The sequence below is a fragment of the Stagnihabitans sp. genome (assembly GCF_964946895.1).
Window position 1 is genome coordinate 120,927 of record NZ_CBBQHX010000008.1, and the last position, 12,073, is coordinate 132,999.

Annotated in this window: 11 protein-coding genes; 6 read left to right on the top strand and 5 right to left on the bottom strand. The window is 65.1% G+C overall.

What is annotated here, in order from left to right; translation table 11 throughout:
* Nucleotides 1-14 precede the first annotated feature (14 nt).
* A complete protein-coding gene (locus tag AC1Y2B_RS07525; protein WP_482252455.1) occupies nt 15-653 on the top strand; it encodes a hypothetical protein in 639 nt (212 codons plus the stop codon).
* A gap of 125 nt (nt 654-778) precedes the next feature.
* Entirely contained in the window at nt 779-1,705 is a 927-nt protein-coding gene (locus tag AC1Y2B_RS07530; RefSeq protein WP_482252456.1) for a DMT family transporter, read from the top strand.
* Here the strand turns inward: AC1Y2B_RS07530 and AC1Y2B_RS07535 are convergent.
* Entirely contained in the window at nt 1,638-2,312 is a 675-nt protein-coding gene (locus AC1Y2B_RS07535) for a thiamine diphosphokinase (protein WP_482252457.1), read from the bottom strand. The genes AC1Y2B_RS07530 and AC1Y2B_RS07535 overlap by 68 nt on opposite strands.
* A 142-nt stretch (nt 2,313-2,454) precedes the next feature.
* Between AC1Y2B_RS07535 and AC1Y2B_RS07540 the strand changes: the two genes are divergently transcribed.
* The gene (locus AC1Y2B_RS07540) at nt 2,455-5,121 is read left to right on the top strand and encodes a hypothetical protein (RefSeq protein WP_482252458.1); all 2,667 of its coding nucleotides are present in this window, start codon (nt 2,455-2,457) and stop codon (nt 5,119-5,121) included.
* A gap of 57 nt (nt 5,122-5,178) precedes the next feature.
* Here the strand turns inward: AC1Y2B_RS07540 and AC1Y2B_RS07545 are convergent, their stop codons facing one another.
* The 3 genes from AC1Y2B_RS07545 to AC1Y2B_RS07555 form a co-directional block, all read right to left on the bottom strand.
* Nucleotides 5,179-5,418: a DUF2842 domain-containing protein gene (locus tag AC1Y2B_RS07545; protein ID WP_482252459.1), complete on the bottom strand. Its 240-nt coding sequence runs from the start codon at nt 5,416-5,418 to the stop codon at nt 5,179-5,181.
* A 3-nt stretch (nt 5,419-5,421) separates the two neighbouring features.
* Nucleotides 5,422-6,714, bottom strand: a complete 1,293-nt coding sequence (locus AC1Y2B_RS07550; protein ID WP_482252460.1) for an adenylosuccinate synthase — start codon at nt 6,712-6,714, stop codon at nt 5,422-5,424.
* Nucleotides 6,715-6,995: 281 nt separating this feature from the next.
* Nucleotides 6,996-7,667 carry a gamma-glutamylcyclotransferase gene (locus AC1Y2B_RS07555; RefSeq protein WP_482252461.1) on the bottom strand — a complete coding sequence of 224 codons (672 nt, stop codon included), beginning with the start codon at nt 7,665-7,667 and terminating at the stop codon, nt 6,996-6,998.
* A gap of 83 nt (nt 7,668-7,750) precedes the next feature.
* On the opposite strand from AC1Y2B_RS07555, the gene AC1Y2B_RS07560 reads away from it, so the two are divergent.
* From AC1Y2B_RS07560 to AC1Y2B_RS07570, 3 genes are all read left to right on the top strand, one after another.
* Complete coding sequence (locus AC1Y2B_RS07560) at nt 7,751-8,131, top strand: VOC family protein (protein WP_482252462.1); 381 nt, start codon at nt 7,751-7,753, stop codon at nt 8,129-8,131.
* Nucleotides 8,132-8,418: 287 nt separating this feature from the next.
* Nucleotides 8,419-8,781, top strand: coding sequence for a preprotein translocase subunit SecG (gene secG / locus AC1Y2B_RS07565; protein WP_482252463.1), 363 nt, complete (start codon nt 8,419-8,421; stop codon nt 8,779-8,781).
* 140 nt (nt 8,782-8,921) lie between these two features.
* The gene (locus AC1Y2B_RS07570) at nt 8,922-10,565 is read left to right on the top strand and encodes a CTP synthase (RefSeq protein WP_482252464.1); all 1,644 of its coding nucleotides are present in this window, start codon (nt 8,922-8,924) and stop codon (nt 10,563-10,565) included.
* A gap of 814 nt (nt 10,566-11,379) precedes the next feature.
* On the opposite strand, the gene AC1Y2B_RS07575 is transcribed toward AC1Y2B_RS07570, so the two are convergent.
* Complete coding sequence (locus AC1Y2B_RS07575) at nt 11,380-12,015, bottom strand: TerC family protein (protein ID WP_482252465.1); 636 nt, start codon at nt 12,013-12,015, stop codon at nt 11,380-11,382.
* Nucleotides 12,016-12,073 lie beyond the last annotated feature (58 nt).

Sequence of the window (12,073 nt, forward strand, 5' to 3'; positions counted from 1 at the left end):
CCGCAAGGTGCCCCATGAACCTGACCCGCCGCGCCGTGCTTGTCCTGTCGCTTGCGGCCCTTGCCCGCCCGGCGCTGGCCGCCCCGCCCGATGCGCAGGGGCTCGCGCTGGCGCAGGTGCTGGACAGTCTGGACGTCGAACAGAAGTGGATCGCGGGCGCCCATGTCGATTGGCAAACCGGCCTGCCCACCGGCGACCCGCTGCCTTTGCCCGCCCATCACACCCATTGCTCGGCCTTCGTCGCCGCCGCCGCCCAGCGGCTGGGCGTCTATATCCTGCGCCCCCCCGAACACGGCCAGACCCTGCTCAGCAACGCGCAGGCCGTATGGCTGGCGGGGCCCGGTCAGGCGCAAGGCTGGCGCGCCCTGCCCGATGGCGCCACGGCCCAGGCCGAGGCGAACCGGGGCCTTCTGGTCGTGGCCACCTATGAAAACCCCGACCCCACCACTCCGGGCCATGTCGCCATCGTCCGGCCCAATGACTCCAGCCCCGCCAAACTGGCAGCCGAGGGGCCAGAGCTGACCATGGCCGGCATCAGGAACTGGCGGAAGATCACCGCCAAGGCAGGCTTTGCCAACCACCCCGGCGCCTTCGCGGGCAACCTGATCCGCTATTGGGACCATGACATTCCCCCTGGTGCTCTGGCCAACTGACGCACGGACCCGCCAAAACCGCAGCCCTTGACAATCCCTCCGCCAGCATAGCCCATCCGGGCAAAACACACAGGACGCCCGGCGGCCCAAAAGGTCACATCGGGCTGAGGAGGAGGATCAAGATCATGCAAAAGCCGGTTTCCCGGGGCCTTTTCCTCATGGTCGCCTTCTGCATCTTTGCCCCTCTGCTGGATGCCTGCTCGAAACTCGCCACCGCTCAGGTGCCGGTCGGTCAGATCACCGCGATGCGCTTTGTGTTTCAGGGCGTCTGCATGCTGCCGGTGATCCTGCTGATGCGGCTGAACTGGCGCGCCTCGGCCCGCGACCTGATGCTGCTGGCCGCGCGCGCCTGCTGCCTGATCCTGTCGACCTATTCCTTCGTGGCCTCGGTGCAATACATGCCCATCGCCGACAGCATCGCCATCGTCTTCGTCATGCCCTTCATCCTGATGTTTCTGGGCAAGGTGATCTTCGGCAATCCCATCGGCCCCAACCGCATCGCGGCCTCCGTCGTGGGCTTTGCCGGTGCCATGCTGGTCATCCAGCCCTCGCTGTCGCATTACGGTCTCGTGGCCCTGTTCCCCTTGGGCTGTGCCTTGGCCTTCTCGTTCTACGAGATGGCAACCCAAGCCATGTCCAACCGCGTCCACCCGGTGACGATGCAACTGCACACCTCCATCGCCGGAACCCTGATCTGCCTGCCGCTCCTGTGGCTCTTCAACGGCTCGGGCATTGCCGAGCTTGACCCGGTGTCGCCTGACCTTCTGAACTGGGCTTACCTCTTCGGCGTGGGCTTCTGGGCCGCCATCAGCCATCTGTGCATGACCGTGGCGATGAAATACGCCCCCGCCGCCACATTGGCCCCGCTGCACTATCTGGAACTGCCGATGGCCGTCTTCCTCGGCTATGCCATCTTCGGCGACTTCCCCAACTGGCTGACCTGGGTTGGCATCGCGCTCATCACCGGGTCAGGCCTTTACATCATCAAGCATGAACATGACCGGGCCGCAAACCATCCAATGCCGCCGCCATTGCCGACCGAGGCAGTATGACCAGCATCAGGTCCGCATCAAAGCTCAGGTGGACCACCGGCTCTGACACCTCGTTCGAGGTGCCAATCATCCCAGCTGGCGCGAAGTGCAGCCCCTGCAACGGCCAGCGCAGCCCCTGACTGCGGCCCGCCACCGGGCCCATCGGAAACAACGAGAACCGCAATCCCACCGGCAGCTGCAGCGTCAAGTCGCGGGGCGCCAGAAAGGTCACATCCGTGCTGCTCAGGATCAGGCAGCGCTGCGCAGGATGGCGAACCAGCCCGTTCAACACCGCCAGCCCGTGATCCAGCCGCTGCCCGGCAAAGCCCAGGCCCAGCACGAAGGGCGCCGCAATCGACCGCAGCGCCTTGTCGAAATCCGTCGTCACCTGCTCGCGAATCGGATGCAGCCGCCCCGCCAACCGCACCTGCGCCTTGGCCGAGATCGAATCGAAATCACCGATCACCGCCTCCGGTTCCGCGCCCAGCGCCAAAAGCCGGTCCGCCCCGCCATCCGCCGCCACCAAAAGCGGCGCCCAATCGCGTGCTTCCTTCAACAAACGCGCGGAAAATCGCCCGCCCCCCGCCAAAGTCACGCCCCCTGTTGATTGGACAATAACCTCTGTCATGCTGATATTGTCCTTCGAATTGCGGCAAACAGGGCGTCTGACGGACACAATCAATCCTTCAAATTACCCATATTTGTCCATGGATTCGAACAGTGAAACGGTCAAATTGGCCTGATCGAGTATGACAGAAGGTGTGCATCCGATGAACGGTGCCAGTAAAATTCTAACGGTATCTTACGGAACCTTCAGCTGTACGCTGGAAGGCTTCGACGATCCCTTCAACACCATGAGGGCGATTGCCGAATATTTCCGCGACCTTGCCGCCGAGGACCGCTATTTCGGAGCCGAGCCGCCGACCCCCGACGCCGCCATGCTGCACCGGATTGCCGAGCGTGAAATCCAGCGCCGGGTCGAGGCGAAGATCGACAGCAACGGCGTCACCCTGCGCGCCGATCAGGCCACCCCGCCCAAAGTCAGTTTCCCCAGCCGGACGGCCGAGGCCGCGCCTGCCGCCCCGGTTCTCGCCCCCGTCCTCGCGTCGGTGGCCGAAGCCGGCCCGGCCATCGATTCCGCCGCGGCCCGCCTGTCCCGCCTGCGCGCAGCCCAAGCCCAGACCGCAACCCAAACTGCATCGCAGACCGCGACCCTGAAGATCGCCCCGCTCCCCGCCTTCATCGACGCCTACACCGATGAGATTGACGCCGAAGCGCCCGCCACCGCGCCGCTTCCCGCCGCCGCCACACCAGACCCTGCCGCCGCCGAAAAGCGCACCGCCCGCAAGGCCGCTGCCGAGAAAGCTGCGTCCGACAAGGCTGCCGCCGATCAGGCTGCTGAGGCCGAAAAGGCCGCCGCCCTCCAGAAAGCCGCCGCTGACAAGGCCGCCGCCCAGCAGGCCGCCGCTGAAAAATCCGCCGCCGACAAGGCCGCGCGCAAAGCCGCCGCCGCGGCCAAGGTTGCCGCCGAAAAGGCCGCCGCCGCCGAGGCCACCGCCGAACGCAAACGCGCCGAAAAAGCCGCCGCCGAGACAGCATCCGCAGAAACCGCCGCCCGCCGGGCCCGCAAGGCCCTGCAGCTGCGCGCCGCAGCCGAGGCCGCACCGCTGACCGTGACAGCCGCAGCCTCGGCTGAACCCTCACCCGTGGTCGAACCAACCGCCACAGCCGCGCCCGCCGCGATCGAACCGGAAGCGGCGCTTGACAGCCTTGCCGCCGCCATCCGCGAAACTTTGGCCGGCCTTGGTGCGGCTGACGATCAACTGGCCATCGACATGGCCGACAGCGCCCAGCCCGAAGCCGCGCATGACCCCGAAGCCCTGCCCCCCCTGGCCTCACCCGAATCCGCCTTCCCCGAAGCCGATTGGGTCGATACCGACTGGGAGGAGGAGGCGGCAGCCCACCCGGCAGAGGCCGCGCCCTTTGCCGCCGAATTCGCGTCCGAACCGACCTCTTTCACCGAGGGTGACGGGACAGTCGCCAAGGCCGCAGCCCCCCTGCCCCCGACCGAAGCAGCCGCAGACGTGACAGCAGACCTGGCGGCAGAACCCGCATCAGAACCTGCCCCGGAAGCCTCCCCGGACCGGATCGCCGAAGCCCCCGCAGCCAAGGCCGAAACCGCGCTGGACCCCGACGACATGCCTGCCGCCGCGGACGAAGCCCTGCTGATCTCCGAACCACCCGTCGTCGCCACGCCGGCCCACCCCCTCGCCTCGTCGGAACCCGAGGTCACGATCGCGGCCCCCGTCGTGGCCGAAAAGCTGCAACGCGCCCGCGCCCGCGTCATCAAGATCCGCCGTCTGGACACGGCCCCGGCCGACCTGCCCGCCGCCAAACTCAGCGCCGAGGCCGAGGCTGCCCTGCAAAACGAACTCGCCGCCCTTGAGGCAGAGCTTGCGCCCCCCGGTACAACCGCCCCCGGTACACCCCCCCCCGTGGCCGAACCTGCGCCCGCCGCCATCGCAGCCCTGCCCCAGCCCGAAGCCAAGGCGCCGCTTGACGCCGCCCCTCTGCCCCTGCGCGCCACCGATCTGGTGCACGCCGATCTGGTGCACGCCGATCTGGTGCCCGCCGATCTGGTGCCCGCCGAACCGCACCGCCTTGCCGCCGCCCAGACCGACGATGATTCTGTCAACCGCCTGTTGGCCAAAGCCAATACCGAGCTTGAGGTGCCTGAAACCAAGCGCCGCCGCTCGGCCATCGCCCATCTCAAGGCCGCCGTTCTGGCCACCGTGGCCGAACGGCGCAACAATCCCAACGGCAAGAAGCCCGACCAGCGGATGGACCCCTACCGCAAGGACCTCGATCAGGTCGTGCGCCCCGCCGATCGCTCGGCCGACCGTCCGGCCCCGCTGGTGCTGGTCTCTTCGCAGCGCATCGACCGCAAGCCTGACGATGGCACCCGCCTTCCGCCGCAAGCCGTCCCGCACGCCCAGCCCGCCGCCCAGCAGCCCGGCCTTCTGCAACCGGTGCGGCCGCGCCGCGTGACCTCGGGCGGGGCCAGCGCACAGGTCCTGTCCCACCTGCAGGTCGAAGACGATCTGACGCCCGATGATATGGACAATGTCTTTGCCGACCCCGGCAAGCCATCCTTCCCGGCCTTTGCCGACAGCATCGGCGCCCAGTCCATGCAAGACCTGATCGAGGCGTCTGCCGCCTATTGCACCCTCGTCCTTGGCCTTGATGCCTTCACCCGCCCCCTGCTCTTCCAGCAGATCGAACAGATGCCCGGCCAGACCGACCTGTCGCGCGAAGACAGCCTGCGCGGCTTTGGCCGCCTGTTGCGTGACGGCCGTCTGACCAAGACCAAACGCGGCCTTTATGCCCTGGCCGAAACCTCGCCCATCCTGACCGAGGCCAAGCGCCGCGCCTCCTGATCCGGCCCCCGGACCTACGAAACGCACAAGGCGGAAGGGTCACCCTTCCGCCTTGTGTCATTTCGCAGCGTCATCCTCGGGACTGGCATCGGGGTCCGGTTGCCCGATCCCCAGAAAGATCGGCCGCAGCGGCACGATCCAGGCAAAGCCCAAGCCGACATAGATCGCCAGCTCCACCCAGATCGAGGGCCGGTCAAACAGATCCACCAGCGTCACCGCCAACACGATGTACAAGGGCAGCCCGACACCCAGCACCAAAAGCGCAAGGCGGCGGCGGGTCTTGTAAGTGATTGTCATCTCTCAATCCGCAAAAGGATCAGTGACCAGAATCGTATCATCCCGCTCGGGCGAGGTCGACAGCAGCGCCACCGGGCACTGGATCAACTCTTCGATTCGCCGCACATATTTGATCGCCGCCCCCGGCAACTGCGCCCAGGACCGCGCCCCTGCGGTGTTTTCCGACCAGCCGTCCATCTCTTCGTAAATCGGCGTGCAGCGCGCCTGCGCATCCGCCGCCGTCGGCAGATAATCCAGCCGCTTGCCGTCCAGATCGTAGCCCACGCAGATCTTCAGCGTCTTGAACCCGTCCAGCACGTCCAGCTTGGTCAGCGCAATCCCCGACACGCCCGAAGTGGCACAGGTCTGCCGCACCAGGACCGCATCAAACCACCCGCAGCGCCGCTTGCGCCCGGTGACGGTGCCAAACTCGTGGCCGCGCTGCCCCAGCCGCTCGCCATCGTCATCCTTCAGCTCCGCCGGGAACGGCCCCTCGCCCACGCGGGTCGTATAGGCCTTCACGATGCCCAGCACGAAATCAATCGCCGTCGGCCCCAGACCCACACCCGTCGCCGCCTGCCCCGCAATCACGTTGGAGGAGGTCACAAACGGATAGGTGCCGAAATCAATGTCCAGAAGCGCGCCCTGCGCCCCCTCGAACAGGATGCGCTTGCCGGCGCGGCGCGCGTCATTCATCACCTTCCAGACCGGCTGCGCATAGGGCAGCACCTGCGGCGCGATCTCGTGCAGCGCGGCCAGCAAAGCCGCCTTGTCCACCGGCGCCACGCCAAGCCCGCGCCGCAGCGCATCATGATGCCCGATCAAGCGATCGACGCGGGCCACCAAGGTCGCATCATCCGCCAGATCCGCCACCCGGATCGCCCGGCGGCCCACCTTGTCCTCATAGGCCGGCCCGATGCCGCGCCCCGTGGTGCCGATCTTGGCCACGCCGACCTGACCTTCCCGCGCCCGGTCCAATTCGCCATGGATCGGCAGGATCAGACTGGCATTCTCGGCCAGCATCAGGTTCTCGGGGGTGATCTCCACGCCCTGATCGCGCAGCTTGGCAATCTCGGTCACCAGATGCCAGGGATCGACAACCACACCATTGCCAATGACCGACAGCTTGCCACCGCGCACGATGCCAGAGGGCAGCAGGCTCAGCTTGTAGACCTTGCCATCAATGACCAGCGTGTGCCCGGCGTTATGCCCGCCCTGAAAGCGCGCGATCACATCGGCGCGTTCGGACAGCCAGTCGACGATCTTCCCCTTGCCCTCGTCGCCCCATTGGCAGCCTACAACAACAACATTGGCCATGGCATCACCTCGCGTTCTGGAAAAACCGTGCGACCTATAGCGAGACATGGGGCCAAGCGAAACCACAAAGTAGACCGGGTGCCGCACCGCAGTCCATCACGCCGCCGGACCGATCCCCGCTTGACAGGCCCGTCATCGGGAGGGCCCAAAGCCGCAAGGCCTCAGGCCGGTGGGGGCCTGACCTGCCCCCGCCCCATCCGGCCGCGGCACAAATCCGGCACATGGCCAACCCTGCCGCCCGTCCGCCGGGGCCCTCGCGTAGGGTGGGGTTCAACCCCACCCTACCGGGCCGCCAACCGTTCCGCCACCATCCGCTCCATCCGGGCAAGGTAGCTGTCCTTGATCCCCATCGCCTCCAGATGCTGCACGGTGTTCATCAGATACTCCGCCATCGAGCCCCACATGCCGACCGCCGCCGCCAGACGATCCGCCACCTCCGCGTCGCACATGCCACCGCAGTAGCCCACGAAATTGCGCGCCACCACAAAGGCAATCGCCTTGACCGGCCCCTCCGGCGTCATCGCCGTCACCCAGGCCGGCGGGATCGGCGGCTCGTTCTCCAAAAGATGCACCAGGGCCGCCGCGCGCCCCGCCTCCGCCATCCGCAGCACCTTGCCCACGCATTGCCCGCCCCGGTCCATCGACAGCATCACACCCGGAGCGTCCGGGTTGCCGCGATAGCGGGTGTCCGGCCCCAGACAGAACTTGCGGTGCCAGCCGCGCACCCGCGCCGGCCGTTCCTCCACCACCTCAAACCGTCGTTTCCACAGGATCGACCCGAAGGCAAAGACCCACAAAGCTTCCCCCGCCTTCAGCCGTCCCAGCACGCAAGCTGCCGTCTCGGCGGCGCAAAACGCCACGGGGGGCCGGGTCATCGGTCCCGGATCGGGGATCGAACAGGGCAGACGCGCCACCAGATCGGGCGTCAGACGGGCAGGGCACGGATGTTCCATGCGCCAAACATACCATCCCCCCCTTGCGCCGCAATCCGCCCGCAGCGCACAGTCAGCGTGTAATCCAGCCAGCGGAGAACGCCATGCTCACCTACGTCACCCTCGGCACCAATGACCTGCCCGCCGCCCGCCGCTTCTACGCCCCGACCCTTGCCACACTCGGCATCGTCGATCTCGCGCCTGACAGTGACGAGGGCTGCTACGGCCCGCCCGGCGGCGAAGCGCAGCTTTTCGTCGGCCCGCCCTATGACGCACAGCCCGCCACCCGGGGCAATGGCTCCATGCTGGCCCTCACCGCCGCCAGCCGCGCCGCCGTGCACGCCTTTTACGCCGCAGCCCTCGCCCATGGCGGCACCGACGAGGGCGCCCCCGGCCTGCGCCCCTATGCCCCGAACTTCTACGCCTGCTACGTCCGTGACCCCGACGGCAACAAATTGTCCGCCGTCTGCCTGATGCCCGCGTAAGCCCGCGCGCGCTGTGTTAACCCCAAGGGCGGCGCGCGCCCTGTAGCTACGAAAACCCTACAGAACCCCGACGCCGCCCCGACAGGATAAAAGCGGCGGATTTCCCAATTAACCAAAGGATTTCCGCCCCGATTCGCGCTCCCACGCCGCGAACCCGGCCAAACCCGCCGCCCCACCGCCAAACCCGACCGGCAATTTTGCCCGTCGCCCACCCCAGCCCCGCCGAAGGGCTTGCGGCCAAACGCACTTGCCCCTAGATAGGCGCGTCACCTGAAAGGCCCGCCCGCATGGAAAACGTCATCCTCGCCATCCACCTCATTCTGGCACTGCTGCTGATCGGCATCGTGCTGCTGCAAAGGTCGGAAGGCGGCGGGCTTGGCATGGGCTCCACCGGGGGTGTGGTCTCTGGTCGTTCGGCCGCCACCGCGCTGGCGAAAGTCACCTGGATCTTCGCGGGCCTTTTCATCGCCACCTCCATCACCCTGACGATCCTCGCCGCCCATGACAGCGCGTCGTCCTCGGTGATCGACCAGATCGGCGGCACGGTGCCCGCTCCGGCAGCGCCGGCCGTTCCGGCCACCAAGTCGCCGCTGAATGCGCTTCCCGCCACCACCGATGCCCCTGCGGCACCGCCCAAGGCGCAAAACTGACCACAAGCCTTTGACGACCTGAGTTAAGGAAGGGCAGCATCTAGCGGTCTGGTTGCGCATTTGGCAAAACTGCCCTATGCATCAAATCCCGTGGTCATGCTTTTCCATCAGACCGAATCGCGTTCAACACGGGGGCCCCAATGGCACGCTATATCTTCATCACCGGTGGCGTTGTGTCGTCTCTCGGCAAGGGCCTCGCCTCCGCCGCCTTGGGCGCGCTGCTGCAGGCCCGTGGCTACACGGTCCGCCTGCGCAAGCTGGACCCCTACCTGAACGTCGACCCCGGCACGATGTCGCCCTTCGAACATGGTGAGGTGTTCGTCACCGACGACGGCGCCGAAACCGACCTTGACCTTGGCCATTACGAACGCTTCACCGGTGTCTCGGCCCGCCAGACCGACAGCATCTCCTCCGGCCGCATCTATTCCAACGTGCTGGAGAAGGAACGCCGTGGCGACTACTTGGGCAAAACCATCCAGGTCATCCCGCACGTCACCAACGAAATCAAAGACTTCCTCCGCATCGGTCAAGACGAAGTCGACTTCATGCTTTGTGAAATCGGCGGCACGGTGGGCGACATCGAGGGCCTGCCCTTCTTCGAATCCATCCGCCAGTTCATCCACGAACGCCCGCGCGGCCAGTCGATCCTGATGCACCTGACCCTGCTGCCCTACCTCGCAGCCAGCGGCGAACTCAAAACCAAACCCACCCAGCACTCCGTCAAGGAACTGCAGAGCATCGGCCTCGCCCCCGATATCCTCGTCTGCCGCTCCGAACACCCGATCCCCGACCGCGAGTTGGAAAAGATCGCCCTCTTCTGCAACGTCCGCAAAGAGCATGTCGTCCCGGCGTACGATCTGAAAACCATTTACGAAGCCCCCCTCGCCTACCATCGCGCCGGCCTGGATCAGGCGGTTCTGGATGCCTTCGGCATCTCTCCCGCCCCCAAGCCCAACCTGGCACGATGGGAGGATGTGATGGACCGCCTGAACCACCCCGAAGGCGTCGTCCGCGTCGCCATCGTCGGAAAATACACCCAGCTGGAAGACGCCTACAAATCCATCGCCGAGGCGCTGACCCATGGCGGCATGGCCAACCGCACCAAGGTCAAGGCCGAATGGATCGACGCCGAGATCTTCGAACGCGAAGACCCCGCCCCCTACCTCGAAAACTTCCACGCCATCCTCGTCCCCGGCGGCTTTGGCGAACGCGGCACGGAAGGCAAAATCAAAGCCGCCCAATTCGCCCGCGAACGCAAGATCCCCTACCTTGGCATCTGCCTCGGCATGCAAATGGCCGTGATCGAAGCCGCCCGCAATTTGGTCGGTGTCAAAAACGCAGGCTCCGAGGAGTTTGACCACGCCGCCGGCGCCAAGCGCTTCACCCCGGTCGTCTACCACCTGAAGGAATGGGTGCAAGGCAACCACACCGTGACCCGAAAAGCCTCGGACGACAAAGGCGGCACCATGCGCCTTGGCGCCTACACCGCCCTCCTGAAAGAAGGCTCCAAGGTCGCCCAAGTCTACCACGCCACAACCATCGAAGAACGCCACCGCCACCGCTACGAGGTGGACATCCAGTATCGCGACCAACTGGAACAATGCGGCCTGATCTTCTCGGGCATGAGCCCGGACGGCAAACTGCCGGAAATTGTTGAGGTCAAGGACCACCCGTGGTTCATTGGGGTTCAGTTCCACCCGGAATTGAAGTCAAAGCCGTTCGCGCCGCACCCGCTGTTTGCGGATTTCGTGCGGGCGGCGAAGGAGCAGGAGCGGCTGGTTTAGCAGTTTGACTTTGATCAAATCCCTAAGAAAGCTAGAATGAAGTTGCGAAGTTCACGATTTCGTGTACTCTTTAAATGTTGTCGGGGAGTTTCAGATGAATATCAAAGTGGTAGGCCTTGTGCTTGTGGTTTTGGAACTGTCGGGATGTGACGCTCCTCCGGGGCCGTACCTTTATAGGCCCAACACCACGGTTTCGACCAAAGACAATGATTTGTTTCAATGCAAAGTTTCCGCAGCTCAGCAAGTCCCAGCAAACACGCAGATTGGTACGACGCCGGTTTACAGCACCCCAATTACTACGAGCTGCTACGGCTACACTTGTACGACTTCTGGCGGGCAAGTGTATGGAGGCAATACTTATAGCTACGACGGAAACGCTTCATTGCGGTCAGAGTTTGAGCAACATTGCATGGCTGCAAAAGGTTATAGCTCAACGGTATTGCCGTCGTGCCCTGCAAACCTTGCGGTGCCCGATGAACTCCGTCAGATGCTGACAGGAAAACTTCGAGCGCCTGAAACTGGCTCTTGTAGACTGCCTATTTCGGAGAGCTCGACTAATCTCGTATATGCTAATGAAATGAAATAGGTGTTACAGATCATAATTTCGGGGAAAGTGATTGCTAGCACGTCGCCTGCTTTCCGGGATCTTTTCTCTAACCTTCCGTAAATCCGCATCGTATTGTTTGGACTTATTAAACTTCTTAGCTTCATTGCACGCGTGCAATCCACCCTGCCCTCGCAAGCGTGCTCGGGCGTTCGACGCTGAAAATGGTCCACAGGACCGTTTTCGCCCCGGCAAAGCCGGGACAGCGTCTCACCCCGGCATCACCTCAAACGCCCCCTCCCAGATCATATGCCCGGCGACATACAAAATGATCGCCAACCCAACAAAGGCGATCCAGCGGTAGCGGTGCAGCAACCCCGCGATCAGGCTCGCGGCCAGCCCCATCAGTGCCACCGACAATCCCAAGCCGAACACCAGCACGCCGGGATGCTCCTTGGCCGCCCCGGCCACCGCCAGAACGTTGTCCAAGGACATCGACACATCGGCCACCACGATCTGCCACGCGGCCTGGGCGAAGCTCTTGCGCGGGCCGCCGCCGACCGCGCCGTCGGCATTCAGGTCGCAGTTGGCCAGCGCCTCGGCGGCATGGGCGGCCTCATCGCCTTGCCGCAGCTCGCGCCACATCTTCCAGCACACCCACAGCAGCAGAACGCCCCCCGCCAGCGTCAACCCCGTGATCGCCAAAAGCCGGGTGGCGGCAAGGGCGAACAGGATGCGCAGGACCGTGGCCGCCAGGACGCCGATGATGATGGCCTTGGTGCGCTGCGCCTTGGGCAGGCCCGCCGCCGCCATGCCGATCACGATGGCATTGTCGCCCGCCAGAACCAGATCAATCCCGATAACGCCCAGCAGTGCCGTCAGGGCGTCGGGTGAGAAAAGATCCATGAGCGTCTCCGGGGCAAGGCAGGGCTTAGGTAAGGGGTGCCCCGGCATCTTTCAACCG